At 72.3% G+C, this 20971-nt stretch carries 20 protein-coding genes and 1 tRNA gene; 14 read left to right on the top strand and 7 right to left on the bottom strand.

What is annotated here, in order from left to right:
• Positions 1-219: 219 nt before the first annotated feature.
• From FHS37_RS08425 to FHS37_RS08415, 3 genes are all read right to left on the bottom strand, one after another.
• Entirely contained in the window at positions 220-879 is a 660-nt protein-coding gene (locus tag FHS37_RS08425; protein WP_279578653.1) for a response regulator AbrC3, read from the bottom strand.
• A 289-nt stretch (positions 880-1168) separates the two neighbouring features.
• Positions 1169-2533, bottom strand: a complete 1365-nt coding sequence (locus FHS37_RS08420; RefSeq protein ID WP_184818610.1) for a sensor histidine kinase AbrC2 — start codon at positions 2531-2533, stop codon at positions 1169-1171.
• Between the two features lie 104 nt (positions 2534-2637).
• Positions 2638-3963: a sensor histidine kinase AbrC1 gene (locus FHS37_RS08415; RefSeq protein ID WP_184818608.1), complete on the bottom strand. Its 1326-nt coding sequence runs from the start codon at positions 3961-3963 to the stop codon at positions 2638-2640.
• Positions 3964-4195: 232 nt separating this feature from the next.
• Between FHS37_RS08415 and FHS37_RS08410 the strand changes: the two genes are divergently transcribed.
• The 13 genes from FHS37_RS08410 (at position 4196) to FHS37_RS08350 (ending at position 16669) form a co-directional block, all read left to right on the top strand.
• Complete coding sequence (locus FHS37_RS08410; RefSeq protein ID WP_184818606.1) at positions 4196-4603, top strand: NADH-quinone oxidoreductase subunit A; 408 nt, start codon at positions 4196-4198, stop codon at positions 4601-4603.
• Complete coding sequence (locus FHS37_RS08405) at positions 4594-5253, top strand: NADH-quinone oxidoreductase subunit B (RefSeq protein WP_184818604.1); 660 nt, start codon at positions 4594-4596, stop codon at positions 5251-5253. The genes FHS37_RS08410 and FHS37_RS08405 overlap by 10 nt, the downstream gene beginning before the upstream one ends.
• Positions 5250-6689: an NADH-quinone oxidoreductase subunit C gene (locus FHS37_RS08400; protein ID WP_184818601.1), complete on the top strand. Its 1440-nt coding sequence runs from the start codon at positions 5250-5252 to the stop codon at positions 6687-6689. Before FHS37_RS08405 ends, FHS37_RS08400 begins: the two co-directional genes overlap by 4 nt.
• Entirely contained in the window at positions 6686-7654 is a 969-nt protein-coding gene (locus FHS37_RS08395; protein ID WP_184818599.1) for a complex I subunit 1/NuoH family protein, read from the top strand. The genes FHS37_RS08400 and FHS37_RS08395 overlap by 4 nt, the downstream gene beginning before the upstream one ends.
• The gene (locus FHS37_RS08390) at positions 7654-8316 is read left to right on the top strand and encodes a NuoI/complex I 23 kDa subunit family protein (RefSeq protein ID WP_184818597.1); all 663 of its coding nucleotides are present in this window, start codon (positions 7654-7656) and stop codon (positions 8314-8316) included. The genes FHS37_RS08395 and FHS37_RS08390 overlap by 1 nt, the downstream gene beginning before the upstream one ends.
• Complete coding sequence (locus FHS37_RS08385) at positions 8313-8993, top strand: NADH-quinone oxidoreductase subunit J family protein (RefSeq protein ID WP_184818595.1); 681 nt, start codon at positions 8313-8315, stop codon at positions 8991-8993. Before FHS37_RS08390 ends, FHS37_RS08385 begins: the two co-directional genes overlap by 4 nt.
• Positions 8993-9400, top strand: coding sequence for an NADH-quinone oxidoreductase subunit NuoK (gene nuoK, locus FHS37_RS08380; RefSeq protein ID WP_184818593.1), 408 nt, complete (start codon positions 8993-8995; stop codon positions 9398-9400). The genes FHS37_RS08385 and nuoK overlap by 1 nt, the downstream gene beginning before the upstream one ends.
• The gene (locus FHS37_RS08375; protein WP_184818591.1) at positions 9397-11391 is read left to right on the top strand and encodes an NADH-quinone oxidoreductase subunit 5 family protein; all 1995 of its coding nucleotides are present in this window, start codon (positions 9397-9399) and stop codon (positions 11389-11391) included. Before nuoK ends, FHS37_RS08375 begins: the two co-directional genes overlap by 4 nt.
• A 6-nt stretch (positions 11392-11397) precedes the next feature.
• On the top strand, positions 11398-12972 hold the full coding sequence (locus FHS37_RS08370; RefSeq protein WP_184818589.1) for a complex I subunit 4 family protein: 1575 nt from the start codon (positions 11398-11400) through the stop codon (positions 12970-12972).
• Positions 12969-14468 carry an NADH-quinone oxidoreductase subunit N gene (locus FHS37_RS08365; RefSeq protein ID WP_184818587.1) on the top strand — a complete coding sequence of 500 codons (1500 nt, stop codon included), beginning with the start codon at positions 12969-12971 and terminating at the stop codon, positions 14466-14468. The genes FHS37_RS08370 and FHS37_RS08365 overlap by 4 nt, the downstream gene beginning before the upstream one ends.
• Positions 14469-14720: 252 nt before the next feature.
• On the top strand, positions 14721-15584 hold the full coding sequence (gene htpX, locus FHS37_RS08360; RefSeq protein WP_184818585.1) for a zinc metalloprotease HtpX: 864 nt from the start codon (positions 14721-14723) through the stop codon (positions 15582-15584).
• Positions 15581-15973, top strand: coding sequence for a YccF domain-containing protein (locus FHS37_RS08355; RefSeq protein WP_184818583.1), 393 nt, complete (start codon positions 15581-15583; stop codon positions 15971-15973). The genes htpX and FHS37_RS08355 overlap by 4 nt, the downstream gene beginning before the upstream one ends.
• Positions 15974-16102: 129 nt before the next feature.
• A complete protein-coding gene (locus tag FHS37_RS08350; RefSeq protein ID WP_184818581.1) occupies positions 16103-16669 on the top strand; it encodes an SMI1/KNR4 family protein in 567 nt (188 codons plus the stop codon).
• Between the two features lie 83 nt (positions 16670-16752).
• On the opposite strand, the gene FHS37_RS08345 is transcribed toward FHS37_RS08350, so the two are convergent.
• Together FHS37_RS08345 and FHS37_RS08340 are read right to left on the bottom strand one after the other, a co-directional pair.
• A complete protein-coding gene (locus FHS37_RS08345; RefSeq protein WP_184818579.1) occupies positions 16753-18000 on the bottom strand; it encodes an APC family permease in 1248 nt (415 codons plus the stop codon).
• Positions 18001-18188: 188 nt separating this feature from the next.
• On the bottom strand, positions 18189-18677 hold the full coding sequence (locus FHS37_RS08340) for a YajQ family cyclic di-GMP-binding protein (RefSeq protein ID WP_159535251.1): 489 nt from the start codon (positions 18675-18677) through the stop codon (positions 18189-18191).
• Between the two features lie 235 nt (positions 18678-18912).
• Here FHS37_RS08340 and FHS37_RS08335 point away from each other — a divergent pair.
• Positions 18913-18994, top strand: a tRNA-Tyr gene (locus tag FHS37_RS08335).
• Between the two features lie 164 nt (positions 18995-19158).
• Here the strand turns inward: FHS37_RS08335 and FHS37_RS08330 are convergent.
• Both FHS37_RS08330 and FHS37_RS08325 read right to left on the bottom strand, forming a co-directional pair.
• Positions 19159-20526 (bottom strand): tyrosine-type recombinase/integrase, encoded by a 1368-nt coding sequence (locus tag FHS37_RS08330; RefSeq protein ID WP_184818577.1) that lies wholly within the window; start codon positions 20524-20526, stop codon positions 19159-19161.
• Positions 20527-20595: 69 nt separating this feature from the next.
• Positions 20596-20784: a helix-turn-helix transcriptional regulator gene (locus FHS37_RS08325; protein WP_184818575.1), complete on the bottom strand. Its 189-nt coding sequence runs from the start codon at positions 20782-20784 to the stop codon at positions 20596-20598.
• Between the last annotated feature and the right edge of the window lie 187 nt (positions 20785-20971).

Raw genomic sequence — 20971 nt, 5'->3', positions numbered from 1 at the left:
GAGGCTGAGACGCCCGGGCACCCGGAGATGCACCTTCTTCTCCCCTGATCACCCCCGGTGACGGCCCCTCGGCCCTCGTCCTCGCCCGTTTCTTCGCTCCCGTCCCCGAAGACGCCCCCCGGGGCCGGCTCCGGTTCGATGGCGCCGGCGCCGCGCCGTCCGTACGGCGCGGCGCGGGGGCGCTCGCGGCGGGCGGTCCCGGTCCCGGGAGCTGAGACCTCAGGAGTTGAGGTACGTGAGCACGGCCAGCACCCGCCGGTGGTCGCCGTCGCTCGGGGACAGCCCCAGCTTGAGGAAGATGTTGCTGACGTGCTTCTCGACGGCACCGTCGCTCACCACCAGCTGCCGGGCGATCGCCGAGTTCGTCCGTCCCTCGGCCATCAGCCCCAGGACCTCCCGCTCGCGCGGGGTGAGTCCGGCGAGGACGTCCTGCTTGCGGCTGCGCCCCAGCAGCTGTGCGACCACCTCCGGGTCCAGGGCCGTGCCGCCCCGGGCCACGCGCACCACCGCGTCCACGAACTCACGTACTTCGGCTACCCGGTCCTTGAGCAGATAGCCGACGCCGCGGCTGGAACCGGCGAGCAACTCCGTGGCGTAGCGCTCCTCCACGTACTGCGACAGCACCAGCACCCCGATGCCCGGATGGTCCCTGCGCAGCTGCACCGCGGCCCGCACGCCCTCGTCGGTGTGCGTCGGCGGCATCCGCACGTCGGCCACCACCACGTCCGGGAGCAGCCCCTGCCCGTCCAGCTCGGCGATGGTCTTGATCAGCGCGTCGCCGTCGCCGACACCGGCCACGACCTCGTGCCCCCGGTCGGTCAGCAGCCGGGTCAGGCCCTCCCGCAGCAGCACCGAATCCTCGGCGATGACCACCCGCACCCTGTCCTCCACGATCCTCTGCCCCCCACGGCCCCGCGCCGCACCCGCCCCCGTGGCGGGCCCGGCCCTCGGGTCCAGCATTCCAGCATCCGGTGGGGGATGCTGCGGGGCAACGCCACCGGGGGTGTCGTCGTGGCGTGCCGGCCGCTCCACGTTCACCGTGCACGGCGTTCACCGCACCCGGCGTTCACCGTGCACGTGTTCCCGCACCCGGCCGACGCACAGGCGGGCGGGTGCGAGCCCACCGCTCGCACCCGCCGCCACGCCGGCCGCCGGTCTCAGTCCGCGCTCACCGCGTCCGCTCCGCCCGCCACGGCAGCTCCGCCGTCACCCGGGTCGGGCCGCCGACGGGGGAGTCCACCACCAGGATCCCGTCCACCGCGTCCAGCCGCTCCGCCAGACCGGCCAGCCCGGAGCCCCCGGACACATCGGCGCCTCCCACGCCGTTGTCCACGACCTGCAGCATCAGCCGGTTCTCCGTCCGCCACACCTCCACGGCCGCCCACGTCGCCCGCGCGTGCTTGCTGACGTTCTGCAGCAGCTCCGAGACGGTGAAGTAGGCGATGCCCTCGATGGCCGGCGCGGGCCGCTCCGCCAGATCCACCTCCACCTGCACCGGCACCGTGCAGCGCGAGGCGACCGCCGACAGCGCCGCGTCCAGCCCCCGGTCGGTCAGCACCGCCGGATGGATGCCGCGCGCCAGGTCCCGCAGTTCCTGCAGCGCCGTCTTCACCTCACCGTGAGCCTCGTCCACCATCCGCGCCGCGACCTGCGGGTCCTCCCGCAGCTTCTCCTTCGCCAGCCCCAGGTCCATGGCCAGCGCCACCAGCCGGGCCTGCGCGCCGTCGTGCAGATCGCGCTCGATGCGCCGCAGATCGGCGGCGGCCGTGTCCACCACGACCCCCCGGTCCGACTCCAGCTCCACCACCCTCGTGGCCAGCCGGGACGGCCCGAGCAGCCCGTGCACCGCCATCCGGTCCACCGTCGTCAGCGCCCGGACGATCCACGGCGTGGCGATGGTGAACAGCAGACCCACCAGCGCCGTCACCGTGATCTCGAACGGGTTGTCCAGGTAGATCCGGTGCTGGTCGTCGCCGTACAGCTGTATCCCGCCCTGACCGCCGTACAGCGGGAAGAGCCAGAACCACAGCGGGTACGTCAGCAGCGACCAGCCGATCGACCAGACGGTCACCGTGACGACGAAGGAGAACACCGCCCACGGCAGCTGCAGCACCGCGTACAGCAGGGACCGCCACGAGGCGCCGCTCTTGAGCACGGCACCGATCCACGCCATGAACCCCCGCCGCTTCATCCGCAGCGGCTCCGGCTCGGCCACCTCCAGGCCCAGCAGCCCCCGCGCCCGCGCCCGCTCCACCGCGCCGAACCCCCGGCAGCCGGCGAGCGCCGCCGCCAGCACCGGGACACCGAGGAACGTCACCAGCAGGCCCGCCCCCAGCGACACCATCGTGATGGCGTACGTGAACAGCAGAATGCTGATCGGCAGGCTCAGCAGCACATAGCCCAGCTCCCGCCAGGTGCGCCCCTCGACCGGTGCCCGCAGCGCGGTCGGCAACCGGTGCCGCCGCTCCCCGGGGCTCCCGGGGTGCCCGGGCCTCGTGTCGAGCCCGTAGCCCTGTCCGTAATGCGTGGCCATCGGCGTCGTCCTTCTCCTCGTCCGGCGGCTGTGCTGTCGTACCTCCAGACTGCTGCGCCGCAGGTCGGCGGACCATGGAGTCCGTCGCAGTCTTGGACCGGGGGTTATCCCCACCTCCGGCCGCGGACGGCCGCCCCGGCGGCCGCGCCCTCGGCCGCTTCCCCGGCTCCTCGCCCGGCCGCGTCCCCGGACGCCCTCCCGACCGTCCGCGCGTCCTCGGCGAGAGCGCCGGAACGGTCCCGCCACGGCAGCTCCGCCGTGACCGTCGTCGGACCGCCCTCGGGCGACTCCACGACGAACAGGCCGTCCACCGCACCCAGCCGGTCGGCGAGGCCCCGCATGCCCGTACCGCCGTCCAAGCGCGCGCCTCCGCGCCCGTCGTCCCGCACCTGGAGGAACAACCGGTCCTCCGACCGCCACACGTCGACCGCCGCCGACCGGGCCGCGCTGTGCTTGCTGACGTTCTGCAGCAGCTCCGAGACGGTGAAGTAGGCGATGCCCTCGATGGCGGCGGCCGGCCGTTCGGCGAGGTCGACCGTCACCTTCACCGGCACCGTGCAGCGCGAGGCGACCGAGGACAGGGCCGCGTCCAGCCCGCGGTCGGTCAGCACCGCGGGATGGATGCCGCGCGCCAGGTCCCGCAGCTCCTGCAGGGCCAGCTTCACCTCGCCGTGCGCCTCCTCGACCATCGCCGCCGCCGAATCGGGGTCCTCCAGCAGCTTCTCCTTGGCCAGGCCCAGCCCCATGGCGAGGTTCACCAGCCGGGCCTGCGCCCCGTCGTGCAGATCGCGCTCGATGCGCCGCAGGTCCGCCGCCGCCGTGTCGACCACCACGCCCCGGTCGGACTCCAGCTCGGCGATGCGCCGCTCCAGCTCGTCGGAGGGCGACAGCAGACCGCGCACCATCACCCGGTCCGCGTTGGCCAGGCCCCGCACGATGAACGGCAGCACCGGCCACAGCACGAACAGGCCGGTCAGCGTGACGGCGAAGGTGAGGACGCCCCAGGGCAGGCGTATGAGCGCGTACAGCACCGTGCGCCAGCCCACCGGGTCCTTCACCGCCATCCACAGCTGCGGCCAGAACCCCCGGGCACCGCGCCGCGGCAGCCGGCTCGGCTCCTCCACCCGCACCCCGAGCAGCTTCCGCGCCCGCGCCCGCTCCGCCCTTCCCAACAGCCGCGCGCCCATCAGCCCGGCCGCGAGCACCGGGAACCCGATCACCGTGACGGTCAGCCCGACACCCGTGAACAGCGTGGTCACCACGTAGACGAAGCCGATCAGGGACACCGGCAGGTTCGCCAGGAGATGGGCGATCTCCTTCCAGGTGTGCGCGTCGTACGCGAAGCGGGGCGGCGGCGGGCGATCGCCGTGCCCGGCCGTGTCCGGGACCACCGTCGCCGGCGTGCCCGGGGAGGGGAAGCGTTCGGTCATGTGCATCAGCGTGCCCGGAGCCGGGGGTCTGCGCCATGAGGTGGACCGCCAAGGTGCACTGAGGAAAACCCCACCCCCCGCATGCCGAGCGGTGCCGGGCTGCTTACCGTGCCTTTATCAGGGCCTAGACTCCCGTGCGTACAGATCGTCGAACCGCGACGTTCACAGGCACGGGTCAAGACGCAGACCAGGACACGGACCAGGGGCACCAGCCAGGGAGTGAGGGGCGGACGTGCGGGAACCGACCGTCGTCGATACAACCGTCGTCGCGGCGGACTACTTCCAGTCCTACTCGGTCGTCGGGCTGCTGGCCGTCGTCGGCGTGCTGTTCGTCGCCGTCGCCTTCGGGGCCGGACGCCTGCTGCGCCCCGTGGTCCCCACCCCCGAGAAGCTCCTGACGTACGAGTGCGGGGTCGACCCCGTCGGCGAGGGCTGGGCCCACACCCAGGTCCGCTACTACGTCTACGCCTTCCTCTACGTGATCTTCGCCGTCGACTCGATCTTCCTCTTCCCCTGGGCGACCGTCTTCGCCGCCGACGGCTACGGCGCGACCACCCTCGTGGAGATGTTCATCTTCCTCGGCTTCCTCGCCGTGGGCCTGCTGTACGCATACAAGAAGGGCGTCCTGACATGGACGTGACCCCCGAGCCTGTTCTGTTGCCCGAGCCGAAGCGGCTCGGCACCCTCGCGCGCCTCGCGCCCGAGCCGATGAAGGTGGTCCTCAACTGGGGCCGCCGCTACTCGCTGTGGGTCTTCAACTTCGGCCTCGCCTGCTGCGCGATCGAGTTCATCGCCGCGTCGATGGCCCGCCACGACTTCATCCGCCTCGGCGTCATCCCCTTCGCACCGGGGCCGCGCCAGGCCGACCTGATGGTCGTCTCCGGAACGGTCACGGACAAGATGGCACCCGCGGTGAAGCGTCTGTACGAGCAGATGCCCGAGCCGAAGTACGTCATCTCCTTCGGCGCGTGCAGCAACTGCGGCGGCCCGTACTGGGACTCCTACTCCGTCACCAAGGGCGTGGACCAGATCATCCCGGTCGACGTCTACGTCCCGGGCTGCCCGCCCCGGCCCGAGGCGCTGCTCCAGGGGATCCTCAAACTCCAGGAGAAGATCGCGCGGGAGTCGCTGGGGGAGCGGTACGGAACCGGCCCCGAGGCCGCTCCCGGCGCGGGACGCCCGTCGGCGGCGGCGCTGCAGAGCGGACTGGTCAAGCCGCCGGCGGCCGGTGGGTCCGGGGAATCCGGTGGGTCCGGTGGCGGAGCTCCGGGCACGGGGGAGGAGCGATGACCGCGGTCGGCTGGCTCCCCGCCGACGCCGGGGAACTGTTCGGCGCGGACGCCACGGCGGAGGAGTCGTACGGCGTCCTGACCGTCGACGTGCCCCCCGCCTCCTGGATCTCCGCCCTGGAGACCGCGCGCGACCGCATCGGCTGCACGTTCTTCGACTGGCTGAGCGCGGTCGACGAACCGGACACGGGATTCCGCGTCGCGGCGCACCTCGCGGCCCTGTCGCCGGTGCGACGGCTGCTGCTGCGCACCACGGTCCCGCACGAGGCGCCGACGCTGCCCTCCGCCGTGGGCGTCTACGCGGGCGCCGCCTGGCACGAACGCGAGACGTACGAGATGTTCGGCATCGACTTCACGGGCCACCCCGCCCTGGAGCACCTCCTCCTGCCGGACGGTTTCGAGGGGCACCCGCTGCGCAAGGACTTCGTCCTCGCCGCCCGTGTCGCCAAGGCCTGGCCCGGCGCCAAGGAACCCGGGGAGTCCGAGCACGGTGGCCCCAAGCGCCGCCAGATGCTGCCCCCCGGCGTCCCCGACCCCAACGAGTGGGGCCCGTTGAAGGGCCAGCTCCCGCCCGCCCCGGCCCGTCCGGCCCGAGGCGCCGGCCGGGCGGCCGCGGGTGCGGGACGGGCGGCCGGAGAACGTCCGGCCCCGGCTCGCACGGCGGGCGACCGTCCGGTACGCCGCATGCGCACGGCGGCGGAGGGCTCGGCGAGCCAGGCCGCCGGGGGAGCGGCGGGCCGGGCCGCCGGGACGCGTCCCGAGGCACCGGCCGCGGACACCGGTGCCGCCACGGAGCCGACCCGTCCGCGGGAGCCCACCGCGCCTCCCGCGCGGCGTGCCCGGAGCGCGAGCGAGGGGTCGGCGTCCCAGCGCGCCGGAACCCGTGCCGCCGGGGGACCCCGCCGGGCGCGCAGCGCGTCCGAGGGGTCCGCGAGTCAGCGGGCCGCGTCGGGCCGGACGGCGCCGCAGGGCGGCACCGAGCCGGCGGACGGCGCCCCCGCTCCAGGGTCCGCCGAGGACCGGCCGGAGAAGCCCTCCGCCGCGCCGCGCAGCCCGGACGCCCCCTGGCACCACGCCCGCCCGGCCTTCGGCCGACCCGAGGCCGGAGACGGCACCGGGGCCGCGCCCGAACCGCCCCGCGAGACCGAGCCCGGAACGACCCCCGAGGCCGGACGGGGAACGGCATCCGGGGCCGAGCGCGCACCGGCCCCCGGGACCGCACGGGGAACCACGGCCCCGGACGCACCCCCGAACACCGGCCCGGAGACCACGGACGGCTCCGAGTCCCCGCCCTCCGAGCCGGAGCCGGCCCCGGAGGAGCGCGAAACCCCCGGCAGCCCCAGTGCCCCCGGGGACCCCCATGCCCCCGCCCCCGACGAACCCTCAGACGACCCCTCGGACGACCCTTCAGACGACCCCTCAGGAGGCCCGCGGTGAACGACGTGCTCGACGTCGCCCTGCGACTCCTGGTCGTCTTCGTCGTCTTCCTCACCTTTCCCCTGATCGTGGGCCAGACCGAGCACAAGGTGATGGCCCACATGCAGGGCCGCCTCGGCCCCATGTACGCCGGTGGCTTCCACGGCTGGGCCCAGCTCATCGCCGACGGGGTGAAGTTCGCGCAGAAGGAGGACGTGGTCCCGGCGGGTGCGGACCGCCGTGTCTTCCAGCTCGCCCCGGCCGTCGCCCTCCTGCCGTACCTCCTCGTCCTGCTCGCCGTTCCGATCGGTCCGGGCGAGGGCGCGGTCGGCCAGGTGCTGGACGCGGGCGTGTTCTTCGTGCTCGCGGTCATGGGCGTGGGCGTTCTCGGCTCGCTCATGGCCGGCTGGGCCTCCGCCAACAAGTTCTCCCTCCTCGGCGGCCTGCGCACCGCCGCGCAGCTCCTCGCCTACGAACTGCCGATGCTGCTCACCGCCGCCTCGGTGGCGATGGCGGCCGGCACCGTCTCGCTCGTCGGCATCCTCGACGCCTTCGAGTGGTGGTGGCTGCCCTGGCAGATCACCGGCGCGCTCGTCTTCTTCGTCGCCGGCCTCGCCGAGCTCCAGCGCCCGCCGTTCGACATGCCCGTCGCCGACTCGGAGATCATCTTCGGTGCGTACACCGAGTACACCGGTCTGCGTTTCGCCCTCTTCCTCCTCGCCGAGTACGCCGGGATCATCGTCCTGTGCGGCCTGACCACCGTCCTCTTCCTGGGCGGCTGGCACGGCCCCTGGGGCGCCGACGGACTCGGCTGGGTCTGGACCCTGCTGAAGACCGCGATCCTCGCCTTCGTCGTCATCTGGCTCCGCGTCACCTACCCCCGCCTGCGCGAGGACCAGCTGCAGAAGCTCTCCTGGACCCTCCTCGTCCCCCTCGCCCTCGCCCAGATCGCCCTCACCGGCATCGTCAAGGTGGTGTTCCTCTGATGGCCCCCATCCCCGGCTCCGGCCTGGCCAAGGGCCTGGCCGTCACCCTGCGGACGATGACGAGGAAGTCCGTCACCGCTCCGTATCCGGACACCCAGCCCGACCTGCCGCCCCGCACCCGCGGGGTGATCGGCCTGTTCGAGGAGAACTGCACGGTCTGCATGCTGTGCGCCCGCGAGTGCCCGGACTGGTGCATCTACATCGACTCCCACAAGGAGACGGTCCCGGCGGCGACCCCCGGCGGACGCGAGCGCAGCCGCAACGTCCTCGACCGCTTCGCCATCGACTTCTCCCTGTGCATGTACTGCGGCATCTGCATCGAGGTGTGTCCTTTCGACGCCCTGTTCTGGTCCCCCGAGTTCGAGTACGCCGAGACCGACATCCGCGACCTCACCCACGAGCGCGACAAGTTGCGCGAGTGGATGTGGACGGTCCCGGCCCCGCCCGCCCTCGACCCCGGAGCCGAGGAGCCGAAGGAGCTCGCCGCCGCCCGCAAGACCGCCGAGAAGCTGGCCGCCGCCCGGACCACGGAGGCGGCCCCGCCCCCGGTCGGCACCGAGCCGCACGCCGACGAACAGGCCCGCGCCGCCGAGTCCCCCACCCGCCCGGCGGGCGAGTCGAAGCAGCAGACGGACCAGCCACGGCAGGAGGGCCGGGAATGACCCCCGCAGCGACCGTCGGCAGTCTCGCGACCGGCACCGTGAACCTGGCGGCCGAGTCCCGCGGCTTCCTCTCCCCGACCGGCGTGGAGGTCGTCTTCCTCCTCGTCGGCCTGGTCACCTTCGGCGCCGCCGTCGTCACCGTCACCACGAGGCAGCTGGTGCACGCCGCCCTGTGGCTGGTGGTGGCCCTCGGCGGCCTCGCCGTCGAGTACCTCCTGCTCACCGCCGAGTTCATCGCCTGGGTGCAGGTCCTCATCTACGTCGGTTCCGTCGTCGTGCTCCTCCTGTTCGGCCTGATGCTCACCCGGGCCCCCATCGGCCGCTCCCCGGACGCCGACTCCGGCAACCGCTGGGTCGCCCTCGCCGTGGCGGTCGCCGCCGCGGCCACCCTGGTCTGGGTCGTCGTCGACGCCTTCCGCACTACCTGGATCGACCTGGAGGGCGCGCCCGCCGGTTCCACCGACGTGACCGGCGCGAGCCTCTTCCAGCACTGGGTCCTCCCCTTCGAGGCCCTCTCCGTCCTCCTCCTCGCCGCCCTCGTCGGTGCGATCGTCCTGTCCCGCAAGGCGAAGGCCGGCACCGCGGCCGGGGGAGCGACGGCCACCGGCCCGAGCGCATCCGGCCCGAGCGCATCCGGAACGACGGATGCCGGGCGCGACACGGAAGGGACCCGCTGATGCACCTCGCCTATCCCGCCGTGCTGTCCGCCCTCCTGTTCTGCACCGGGCTGTACGGCGTCCTCGCCCGCCGCAACGCGATCCTGGTCCTGATGTCGGTCGAGCTGATGCTCAACGCCGTCAACCTGAACCTGGTCGCCTTCGACGTCTGGCTCAGCCGGACCGCCGAGGAGACGCTGCACTCCGGCCAGGCCCTGACCCTCTTCACCATCGCCATCGCCGCCGCCGAGATCGGCATCGGCCTGGCGATCGTCCTCGCCGTGTACCGCAACCGCGGCACCTCGGACATCGACAAGCTCCGCGACACCGCCGAGGGCCGTGAGTCCGACGGCCCCGACGCCGGCGTATCCGACAGCGACGCCTCCGCGACCAAGGCGGCCGCCGAGAAGGCCGAGGCCACCGCGTGACCACCACCACCCTCGCCGTCCTCGTCCCCCTCCTTCCGTTCCTCGGTGCGATCGCCGGGCTGCTCCTGGGCCGCACGGCCCCCGGATTCGTCCGCCCGCTCGCCGTCCTGCCGACGCTCGTCTCGCTCGTGCTCGCCGCCCTGGTCGCCGCGCGACAGGGCGGCGACGGGGCCGTCGACGCCGCCACCGAGCTCACCCCCACCGGCTCGGTCCCCATCGAACTCGCCCTGCACATCGACGGCTTCGCCGCGCTGACCGCCGTCCTGGTCACCGTCGTCGCCGGCTGCGTGCAGATCTACTCGACGGGCTACCTGCGCGACGACCCGCGTTACCCCTCCTACGCCGCCCTCGTCTCGCTGTTCACCTCCGCGATGCTCCTGGTCGTCTACTCCGGCGACCTGATGGTGCTGCTGGTCGGCTGGGAAATCATGGGCATCTGCTCCTACTTCCTCGTCGGCCACTACTGGGAGACCCCCGAGGCCCGCGCCGCCTCTCTCAAGGCCTTCCTGGTCACCAAGCTCGGCGACGTCCCGTTCCTCATCGGCCTGTTCGCCCTCGCCACCGACGCCGGGTCCTTCCGCATCACCCGGATCCTCGGCGCCGTCGCGAGCGGCGGCATCGAACACCCCACGCCGATCGCCCTGCTGCTCCTGGCGGGCGTGGCCGGCAAGTCGGCGCAGTTCCCGCTGCACACCTGGCTCCCCGACGCGATGGCGGGCCCGACGCCCGTCTCCGCGCTGATCCACGCCGCGACGATGGTCGCCGCCGGTGTCTACTTCATCGCGCGTCTCCTCCCGCTCTTCGAGGCCTCGCAGGCCGCGATGGTCGTCCTCGCCGTCATGGCCGCCGTGACCATGGCCGGCTCCGCGCTCGCCGCGCTCGCCCAGGACGACATCAAACGCGTCCTCGCCTACTCGACGATCGGCCAGCTCGGCTACATGACCGGCGCCCTCGCCGTCGCCGACCGCGGGGCCGCCGTCTTCCACCTCCTGTCGCACGGCGCCTTCAAGGCGCTGCTGTTCCTCGCCGGCGGTGTGATCATCCACGCCGCCGGCACCAACTCACTGGCCGCCATGTCCCGCATGAGCCACCTGCGCGACCGCGTCCCCGACGCCTACTGGACGATGACCGTGGCGCTGCTCGCGCTCGCCGCGATCCCGCCGTTCAGCGGCTTCTTCTCCAAGGAGGCCGTCCTCGGGGTCGCCGAGCACGTCGTCACCGGTCACACCGAGCACGCCCCCGCCGCGGCGGGCTGGATCGTCCTCCTCGCCGGCCTGCTCACCGCCCTGCTCACCGCGGCGTACGCGACACGCCTGTGGCTGCTCGCCTTCCGCGGCCACGGCACCGAGGCCCCCGACCACGGCAGGCAGCCGCTGACGATGACCGCGGTGCTGTGGGTGCTCGCCGTCCCGTCCCTGGCGCTCGGCGGCTTCGCGTTCCGCGTCCTGCCCGACTGGTTCGACGGCCACGACCTGACCCCGACCCTCACCACCTCCGTGCTCGGCACGGGCGTGGCCCTGGTCGGCGGCATCGTCACCTACGCCTCCTGGCGGCACACCACCGCGTACGCCGCCCGCATCCCCCTCGGCGCCGTCGCCGCCCACCCCGAGGGCGGCGCCGGGCAGGTCGAGGCGGAGGCCATCGCCGGCCACGAGCCCGCCTACGGAGACATCGCGTACGCGCCCGACCCGTCGGACCCCGGGCGGCTGCTGCTCGGCCCCCTGCACCGCCACGCGGCCGCCGGCTTCCACCTCGACGCCGTGTACACGGCCCTCTTCGTCCGCCCGGTCCGGGCCGGCGCGAGCCTCGTCCGGTTCCTCGACCGCGAGGTCGTCGAGACCTACGTACGCGGCGCGGGAACCCTGCCCCGCTGGGTCGGCGCCGCCGTACGGCGGGCCCAGACCGGCAATCTGCAGACCTATGTGAGCGTGCTGCTCGCCGGCACCGTCGTCCTCGCGGTCGCCGCCGTCCTCGTCGCCACGGGAGCGTGAGCAGGCGTGATCGATATCAACGAGTCCGTGATGCAGTTCCTTCTGGCGTTCCTCGTCGTCGGCCCGCTCCTCGGCGCCGCCGCCGCCCTCCTGCCGGCCCCGCCCGGACTGAAGGGGAAGTCACCCGAGCAGGCCGTGCTCCGCCACGGTGTGACCGTCACCGGCGCGGTCCTCGTCGCGGCGATCGTCCTCGCGCTGGGCTTCGACCACGACCAGCCGTCGAAGATGCAGGCCACGACCGACATCAGCTGGATCCCCGCACTCGACGTGCGGATCCACCTCGGCACCGACGGCATCTCCCTCCCCCTCCTGGTCCTGACCGCGCTGCTGACCTTCCTCAGCGCGCTCCACGCGTACTTCAAGCCGCCCGCGGGCCCCTCCCCGAAGGCCTTCGTCGCCCTGCTGCTCGTCCTCGAGGCCGGCACCCTCGCGACCTTCGCCGTCCTCGACCTGGTCCTGTTCTTCCTCGCCTTCGAGACGGTCCTCATCCCGATGTACTTCCTCATCGCCCGCTGGGGCGGCGAGGGCCGGGCCGAGGCCGCCTGGAGGTTCATCCTCTACACGCTGCTCGGCTCCGTGGTCATGCTGCTCGGCCTGCTCCTGATCGGAATCGAGGCGGGCACGTTCGACATGGTGGCACTCGCCACTGACAACGGCCGGTCACTGACCACATCCGTGCAGGTCATCGCCGTTCTGGCGATCGGCGTCGGGCTCGCGGTCAAGACACCGATGTGGCCGCTGCACAGCTGGCTGCCCGACGCCCACACCGCCGCGCCGACCGTCGGCTCGGTGCTGCTGGCCGGCGTCCTGCTGAAGATGGGCACGTACGGGTTCGTCCGCATCCTGCTCCCCGCCGCACCGGACGGATTCCGCACCTTCGCGCCCTACCTCGCCGCCTTCGCCGTCGTCGGCATCATCTACGGGTCCCTCGCCTGCCTGGCCCTCGCCAGACGGGGCGCGAAAGGCGACCTCAAGCGTCTCATCGCCTACTCCTCCGTCGGCCACATGGGCTTCGTCCTCCTCGGCATCGCGACCATGACCCCGACCGGCGTCAACGGCGCCCTGTTCGCCAACATCGCCCACGGCCTCATCACCGGCCTGCTCTTCTTCCTGGTCGGCGGCCTCAAGGAGCGCACCGGCAGCACCGACCTCGATGCCCTCGCCCGGGAGACCGGCGCCGCCCTCTACGGCAGGGCCCCCCGCCTCGGCGGGCTGCTCGCCTTCGGCGCCGTCGCCTCCCTCGGCCTGCCCGGCCTGGCCGGATTCTGGGGCGAGATGCTCGCGCTGTTCGGCGCGTTCGACCCCGCCGAGGGTCTCAGTCGCCCCGCCTTCCTCACCTTCATGGCGATCGGCGCGTTCGGCACCCTGCTGACCGCCGCCTACCTGCTGGTCGTGGTCCGCCGGGTCTGCATGGGCGCCGTACCGCAGGACGCCCCGGAACTCACCGACGTGCGCGGCTACGAGTTCGCGGCCTGGACCCCGCTCGTCGTCCTCACCGTCGTCGCCGGGCTGTGGCCCCGGGCCCTCCTCGGGCTCACCGACCCGGCCGTGCAGCAGCTCCTCGCAGGAGGCACCCGATGAGCTCCCTCGTCCAGTCCGTCGACTGGCTGGCCGTCGCGCCGCCCACCATCGCGGCGGTCGTCGGGCTCGTCGTCCTCGTGGCCGACCTGTTCGTCGGCGAGACCAGGAAACCGCTGCTCGGCTGGCTCTCGGTGGCCGGACTCGCCGCCGCCACGCTCATGCTGCTGCCCCTCCTCGACGCCGACCGCAGCACCTTCTGCCTGGTCGGCGACACCGGCGTGTGCAGCTACACCGCCGACCGCTTCACCCTCGTCATCCAGTTCCTGGTGCTCGGCGGCGCCCTCCTGGCCGCCCTGCTGTCCGTCACCGCCCTGAAGGACGCCGGCAAACGGCTCCCCGAGGGGGAGTACTGGTTCCTGTTCCTCTCCTCCGCGGCCGGCGCCGCCCTCCTGCCCGCCTCCCGCGACCTCGCGACCCTCATCGTCGCCCTGGAGGTCACCTCCCTGCCCGCCTTCGCCCTGGTCGGCCTCCGCCAGGGCGACCGCAGGTCCTCCGAAGCGGCCCTGAAGTTCTTCCTGTCCTCCGTCACCGCCACCGCGGTCAGCCTGATGGGCGTCAGCTTCCTCTACGCGGCCACCGGCACCCTCCACCTCACCCGGATCGCCGAGCGCATCCAGGGCGTCGACGGACAGCTCCACACCCTCGCCCAGACCGGCGTCGTCCTCACCCTCGTCGGCTTCGCCTTCAAGACCGCCGCCGTCCCCTTCCACTTCTGGGTGCCCGAGACCTACGTGGGTGCCCCCCTGCCGATCGCCGCCTACCTGTCCGTCATCGGCAAGGCCGTCGGCTTCTCCGGCCTGATCCTCGTCACGGTCGTCGCCCTCCCGTCGTACGCCGACGTCTGGGGCCCGGCCCTCGCCGTGCTGGCCGCCCTCACCATGACCGTCGGCAACGTCGGAGCCCTCCGACAGCAGGCCACGCGCGCGCACAGCGCGGTACGCCTGCTCGCCTGGTCCTCCGTCGGCCAGGCCGGCTACCTCCTCGTCCCGATCGCCGCCGCCGCGCACTCCGACGACCCCGAGAAGTCGATCGGCTCCACCCTCGCCTACGCGCTCATGTACGGCGCCGTGAACCTCGGCGCCTTCGCCGTGGCCGCCCTCGTGGGCCGCGCCCACCGCCTCAACCGCGTCGCCGACTACCGCGGCCTGTACGCCTCCAGCCCGCTCACCGCGCTCCTGATGGGCTTCTTCCTGCTCTGCCTCGCCGGACTCCCGCCGGGCGTCATCGGCCTCTTCGCCAAGGTCACCGTCTTCTCCGCGGCCGTCGACGCCGGACTCGGCTGGCTCGCCGTCGTCATGGCCGTCAACGTCGTCATCGCGCTGGTCTACTACCTCCAGTGGACGGCCCTGCTGTTCCGCGCCCCCGAGGGCGAACCGGTGGAACACCGCCTCCCCGCCCCCCTCACCGCCGCCCTCGCCCTGACCGGCGTCCTGGGCATCGCCCTGTCCGGCGCACCGCAACTGGTCCTCCGCTTCACCGACACCGGACTGTTCTGACGGCCGGACCGCATCCGGCACGCGCGTGCAGGGCACCCGAGTCCCCACGCGCGCGTGCCGTCCGGTCCGGCCGTCACCCGGACGGTTGACACGCGCCACCGCCCGCACAAGGGAACTAGTGCCCCTCGCCTGGCGTTGACCGATACGGGAGGGTCCACTGGACGTGACCCCACGACACCAGTGGCAGCGCAGGTCAGAAGGAAGATCAGCAAGCGCAAGGGTCCCCCTGCCGCACGACTTGGAGGGCGTACCGTGCACCGCCGGCACAACGGGCTCAGGACCGCGGTCCTCCTCGGGGGACTGTCCGCACTCATCATCGTCATCGGCAGTTTCTTCGGCCGGAGCGGGCTCGTCGTCGCCGTCCTGGTCGCCCTCGGCACCAACGCGTACGCGTACTGGAACAGCGACAAGCTGGCCCTGCGCGCGATGCGCGCCCGCCCGGTGAGCGAGTTCGAGGCCCCGGGGCTGTACCGCATGGTCCGCGAGCTCTCCACCCAGGCCCGCCAGCCCATGCCCCGCCTGTACATCTCCCCGACGGAGGCGCCCAACGCCTTCGCCACCGGCCGCAACCCGCGCAACGCCGCCGTGTGCTGCACCGATGGCATCCTGCGCCTGCTGGACGAACGCGAGCTGCGCGGCGTCATCGGCCACGAGCTCAGCCACGTCTACAACCGCGACATCCTGATCTCCTCGGTCGCCGGCGCCCTCGCCTCCGTGATCATGTTCCTGGTCAACTTCGCCTGGCTCATCCCGATCGGCCGCTCCGACGACGACGACGGCCCCGGCCTCCTCGGCATGCTGCTGATCATGATCCTCGGCCCGCTCGCCGCGTCCCTCATCCGACTGGCCATCAGCCGCTCCCGGGAGTACGAGGCGGACACCTCCGGAGCCCGGCTCACCGGCGACCCGCTCGCCCTCGCGAGCGCCCTGCGCAAACTGGAACGGGGCACCAAGCAGCTCCCGCTGCCCCCCGAGCCCCGCATCGAGACGGCCAGCCACATGATGATCGCGAACCCCTTCCGACCGGGACAGGGGCTGTCGAAGATGTTCTCCACCCACCCGCCGATGGCGGAACGCATCGCCCGACTCGAGAAGATGGCAGGTCACCTCCCGTGAAGACCATCCTGAACGTCATATGGCTCGTCCTCAGCGGCTTCTGGCTGTTCCTCGGCTACCTGCTCGCGGGCGTGCTGCTGTGCATCACGATCATCGGTATCCCCTTCGGCATCGCGGCCTTCCGCATCGGCCTCTACGCCCTGTGGCCCTTCGGGTACACAGCGGTCGAGCGCCGTGACGCCGGCGCCGCCTCCTTCCTCGGCAACGTGCTGTGGCTGGTCCTCGCGGGCTGGTGGCTGGCGATCGGCCACATCGTCACCGGCATCGCCCTGTGCGTGACCATCATCGGAATCCCGCTCGGCATCGCGAACTTCAAGCTGATCCCCGTCTCCCTGCTCCCGATGGGCCGCGAGATCGTGCGGACGGACCAGCCGTTCACCGCGCGCTGACAGGACCCGGGACGGACCCGTCGGGCACGCCACGGCCCCGCGCGTCGTCCACAACCCGGGGGTTGTCCACAACCCGGGGGTTGTCCACAGGCACGCCCGACTGTCAGTGGCGGCCCGCATGATGAACGCATGACCGAGCACGAGCAGTTGCTGACACTGGTGGCGGCCAAGGCCCGCACCGTCCGCCCGTGGGGCCGGCCGTCCTTGCCCGAGCCCATCGACGCGGCCGCACTGGCCCGGGCCGAGGCCGCCCTGGGTTTTGAGCTGCCGCCCCTGCTCGCCGATCTCTACCTGCGGATAGCGGACGGCGGCTTCGGCCCCGAGTACGGTCTGCTGCCCCTCCTGGACAGCCCGCCCTCCGACGAACCCGCCGCCGTGGTCCAGTACCTCGCCAACCGCGAGAGCGTCCGCGAGGACCCCGACTGGCCGTGGCCCGAGGGCGTACTGCCGATATCCCACTGGGGCTGCGGGATGTACGCCTGTGTGGACTGCCGCTCCCCCCAGGCCACCGTCGTCCTCTTCGAGCCCAACCCTGGCGACCCGGCCCTCGCGTGGTACGTCGACGCCCCGAGCCTCTCGGACTGGCTGCGCTCCTGGGTCGAGGGCACGGGCTGGTACGAGGAGGAGGGCGAGGGCGTGGTCCTGGTCCCGTGGACCGACGTCCGCGTACCCGCGAGGCCGGCACCGGCGTCCTGAGCGACGCGGACCGGCGTCGCCGGACGGGGCGAGCCACGACGCCCCCGCCCGCCCCGGCGCGGGCATCCGGCCCCCCGGCACGGCTACCGGGCGGCCCTCGACCGCCGCACCCCGTAGGCCAGCACACCCACCAGCAGCACGCCCGCGCCGACCGCCACCGAAAGCCCCGGCAGCGAGAACGCCAGCACCACGCACCCGGCGAGTCCGACCGCCGGTACCACCCGCGCCGCCGGCCCCGGACGGAGCGTCCAGGCGGACGCGTTGGCCACCGCGTAATACGTCAGCACACCGAAGGAGGAGAAGCCGATCGCGCCCCGCACATCCAGCGTGGCGGCCAGTACGGCGACCACCGCGCCCACGGCCAGCTCCGCCCGGTGCGGCACCTGGAACCGCGGATGCACGGCGGCCAGGCCACCCGGAAGATGCCGGTCCCGGGCCATGGCCAGCGTGGTCCGGGAGACACCCAGGATCAGGGCGAGCAGCGAACCCAGCGCGGCCACCGCCGCACCCACCCGCACCACGGGCGCCAGTCCGGGAACCCCGGCGGCCCGCACCGCGTCGGCGAGCGGCGCGGTGGCCTCGCCCAGCCCCTTCGCCCCCAGCACGGAAAGGACCGCCACGGCCACAGCCGCGTACACGGCCAGCGCGATGCCCAGGGCCAGCGGGATCGCGCGGGGGATCGTGCGGGCCGGATCCCGCACCTCCTCACCGAGGGTGGCGATCCGGGCGTACCCGGCGAAGGCGAAGAACAGCAGACCGGCCGCCTGGAGCACCCCGCCGGCACCGTCCGGGACCTCGATGCCCAGGCGCCCCGCATCGGCCTCCCCGGACGTCAGGGACACGACCACCACGGAAGCGAGGACGGCCAGGACCACGGCCACGATCGCCCGCGTCAGCCACGCGGACTTCTGCAGACCGCCGTAGTTCACCGCGGTCAGCGCCACGACGGCGGCGACCGCCACGGCGTGCGCCTGCCCCGGCCAGACGTACGCGCCCACGGTGAGCGCCATCGCCGCACAGGAGGCCGTCTTGCCGACCACGAACGCCCAGCCCGCGAGGTACCCCCAGAACTCCCCGAGCCGCTCGCGCCCGTACACGTAGGTGCCGCCCGAGGCCGGGTACAGGGCGGCGAGACGGGCCGACGACGTGGCGTTGCAGTAGGCGACCACGGCGGCGACCGCGAGCCCGAGGAGCAGCCCGGAACCGGCCGCCCGCGCGGCGGGCGCCAACGCGGCGAAGATGCCGGCTCCCACCATCGAGCCGAGGCCGATGACCACGGCGTCGCCGACACCGAGCGTGCGGCGGAGTCCGGAACCGGAGTGCGTTGTCATGAGGCCGCACCCTACTGATCGGTGAAACCGCCGTCCGTACACCAGGTGACCTGTGCGTCAAGACGGGACGAACGGCGGGGGTACGGGAAGGGCGAACGGCAGCGGGAAGGGCGAGCACCACGGAGGCGCCCGCCCTTCCCCGTGCCCGTGCGGCGCGCGGACGCCACCGGCCCTCGGCCCGGCCGTCCTTACCGGTAGTTCACGAACTGCAGGGCGAAGTCGAAGTCCTTGCCCTTCAGCAGGGCGATGACGGCCTGCAGGTCGTCACGGCTCTTGGAGCTGACCCGCAGCTCGTCGCCCTGCACCTGGGCCTTCACGCCCTTCGGGCCCTCATCGCGGATGATCTTCGCCACCTTCTTCGCGTTCTCCTGGGAGATGCCCTCCTGGATCGACGCGAAGATCTTGTACTCCTTGCCCGAGAGCTGGGGCTCGCCCGCGTCCAGGGCCTTCAGGGAGATACCGCGCTTGATCAGCTTGGACTGGAAGACGTCGAGGACGGCCTTCACCCGGTCCTCGGAGTTCGCCTCCATGAGGATCTTCTCCCCGGACCACGAGATCGAGGCGCCCACGCCCTTGAAGTCGTAGCGCTGCGAGATCTCCTTGGCGGTCTGGTTGAGGGCGTTGTCGACCTCCTGCCGCTCGACCTTCGAGACGATGTCGAAACTGGAGTCGGCCATGTCCTGTGGCTCCTTGTATCAGGGTGCGTATCGGGCTGCGCACCGGATGCGTACCGGCGTACGTGGGGCGGCCACCGAGCCCGGAACCGGTCCCGGGCCGCATCCGGACAAGCCTAGTCACCCTCCGGCCCCCGGATGGCGATCAATCAGGTGGCGAAGCACCCCTGTCCATCGGGTATTGTTTACGTCGTTGCCAGGGAGCACAGCCGAAAGGCGGTTCGACGGCAGCAAACCCGGCGGTGTGCCCGAGCGGCCAAAGGGAGCAGACTGTAAATCTGCCGGCTCAGCCTTCCCAGGTTCGAATCCTGGCGCCGCCACAAGACCGAAAGGGTCTGTGACCAGCAGCAATGCTGATCGCAGATCCTTTCGGCGTTGACGGGCCCGACCTGATCGTTATGGGTGCTTTTTCCCAGTGTGTCTCACCCTGATTCGGGTGCTGACCAGTCCGTGTGGGGCAGGCGTGGGGCAGCTTCCGGCCGTCCTAGCTGCCGTTCTTCAGCGCCCGCTCGATCCGGGCGTTCGCCGTGGCGGCGCCGCCGTCCAGGCACTTCGCGTACACCCGGAACAGCACGGCCACGCTGTGGCCGGCGCGAGCCGCCACTTCCTGCGGCTCCACGCCGGAACTGAGCCACGTGGACACAGCGGCGTGACGTAGATCATATGGCCGCTTGGCCAACGATGACGCGCACTGAGCGGGCGTGAGGGCACGTGCGCGAGCTTCCGCCCATACCTCGCCGTATCCGGTGTCCTGGATGAGCCCGCCGCGCTGCGTGCGGAACAGTCGCCCGTCCGGCGCGACGCCGTACGCCGTGATGTGCCACCGCAGCAGGTTCACGAGGTCGGGCGGGATCGGCACGGTACGGACCGCTTTCCGGGGCCGGTGTTTCAGGCCCCGCCGGTCGTGCGCTTCGCCGCTGTCCGTCCAGGCCGACCCCGACCGCGGACGGGTCTCCCGGAGCCGCAGAGTTCCCCACCCTCGGCGGGGAAGGTCGCAGTCTTGCAGGCGCAGGCCGATGACTTCCGCCGGCCGTGCCGCCGCGTAGTACATGCACCCGAAGAACGCGACCAGGCGGCGCCCACGGGCGCTCTGTGTCCGCACGGCATCGAGCAGCGCGAGCGCCTGCCGGGGGTCGGGCACCGACGCGGGGTCCAGTTCCTCGGCCACCTGCTCCGGAGCCTTCCACTGAACCTGCGGCAGGGGGTTGTCCGTCAGACGGCCGGCGTCGACGGCGTAGCCGAGCGCGTTGTGGAAGATGGCCCGCTTCCGACGGATGGTCGACGCGGACGCCGTGGCGCCGTCCAGTTTCTTGGTCAAGGCGTCCAGAGCGGCGCGCACGCGCATCCGGTCGGCCAACGAGGACGTGGGCAGGGACTTCCGCTCGAACCACGCCAGCACGGTGGCCACCTCGTCCGGCGGTTCCAGGTCGCGGCGGCTCACGTTGAACGCCCAGCTGTAGAGGGCGGTCCGTACCGTCTTGGCGTCGGCCATGCCCTTGGTGTCCTTGACGAGAGCGGGCGTGACGGTGGCCATCGCTTCCGCGAGCGTCCGGCGTGTCGAGCCGGGGGAGTGCTGCCACTTCATCTCGATGTACTCGCGGGCGTGCTGGTACCAGCTCACGTCGTTGCGCTGCCGCAGCTCGGAGAGCGGCACCCCGGTGGCCTCGTCGAACGGCTCGCCGTCGTGCGCCGCCCGCAGCAACTGAGCACGCCGGCCCTCCGCCAGTGTCTTGGTGCGGAACGTCTGGGAGTGCGGGGTGTCGCCCGTCTTCCAGCGCAATTCCGCGGAGGACTGTCCACGGTCCTTCCGCTGCCGGACGGACCAGATCCGAACGTCGTACGTCTTCCCCATCGGGACCTTCCTGCGAAAGGGGCTCGGCATGCGCCGGGCCCCTTGGTTCGTGTCGGTGAGTCGATGCGATCAGTAGGCGGGGGAGTCCAGACGGCTGAGCCAGTCGTCCAGGTCGTTGCGGCGCACCCGCAGGTGACCGTTGGGCAGCTTCACGAGTCGCGGTGCCTGCCCACGGGCGCGCATGCGGTAGAAGGCGGCGCGGCTCATGCCGATCTCTTCGAGGACTTCGGGGAGCTTGAGCATCTTGGGAGCAGCCAAGGCAAAGACTCCTTCTCAGGATTGACGGAGAGGGGCGAACTCTCGGGGGCGAGGTGGCCCGCATCTGTCCGAGGTGCGGATTTCTGCGTCACCTGCGTCATCTGCGTCATTCACCGCTCTGAACTGCGGTTTTGCGGTGACGCAGGACTGTGCGGGTGCGTCACCGGTGACGCGGGCCTTCGTCATC

It is taken from the genome of Streptomyces griseomycini (assembly GCF_014203535.1).
Classification (GTDB): domain Bacteria; phylum Actinomycetota; class Actinomycetes; order Streptomycetales; family Streptomycetaceae; genus Streptomyces; species Streptomyces griseomycini.
This window is presented reverse-complemented; position numbering and strand designations above follow the sequence as displayed.

Excerpts from the sequence above, each read along its gene's own strand:
- FHS37_RS08345 (WP_184818579.1), bottom strand. The coding sequence starts at position 18,000 with ATGACAACGCACTCCGGTTCCGGACTCCGCCGCACGCTCGGTGTCGGC.
- FHS37_RS08420 (WP_184818610.1), bottom strand. The coding sequence starts at position 2,533 with ATGGCCACGCATTACGGACAGGGCTACGGGCTCGACACGAGGCCCGGG.
- FHS37_RS08405 (WP_184818604.1), top strand. The coding sequence starts at position 4,594 with ATGGACGTGACCCCCGAGCCTGTTCTGTTGCCCGAGCCGAAGCGGCTC.
- FHS37_RS08385 (WP_184818595.1), top strand. The coding sequence starts at position 8,313 with ATGACCCCCGCAGCGACCGTCGGCAGTCTCGCGACCGGCACCGTGAAC.
- FHS37_RS08350 (WP_184818581.1), top strand. The coding sequence starts at position 16,103 with ATGACCGAGCACGAGCAGTTGCTGACACTGGTGGCGGCCAAGGCCCGC.
- FHS37_RS08400 (WP_184818601.1), top strand. The coding sequence starts at position 5,250 with ATGACCGCGGTCGGCTGGCTCCCCGCCGACGCCGGGGAACTGTTCGGC.
- FHS37_RS08390 (WP_184818597.1), top strand. The coding sequence starts at position 7,654 with ATGGCCCCCATCCCCGGCTCCGGCCTGGCCAAGGGCCTGGCCGTCACC.
- FHS37_RS08415 (WP_184818608.1), bottom strand. The coding sequence starts at position 3,963 with ATGACCGAACGCTTCCCCTCCCCGGGCACGCCGGCGACGGTGGTCCCG.
- nuoK (WP_184818593.1), top strand. The coding sequence starts at position 8,993 with ATGCACCTCGCCTATCCCGCCGTGCTGTCCGCCCTCCTGTTCTGCACC.
- FHS37_RS08340 (WP_159535251.1), bottom strand. The coding sequence starts at position 18,677 with ATGGCCGACTCCAGTTTCGACATCGTCTCGAAGGTCGAGCGGCAGGAG.
- FHS37_RS08330 (WP_184818577.1), bottom strand. The coding sequence starts at position 20,526 with ATGGGGAAGACGTACGACGTTCGGATCTGGTCCGTCCGGCAGCGGAAG.
- FHS37_RS08365 (WP_184818587.1), top strand. The coding sequence starts at position 12,969 with ATGAGCTCCCTCGTCCAGTCCGTCGACTGGCTGGCCGTCGCGCCGCCC.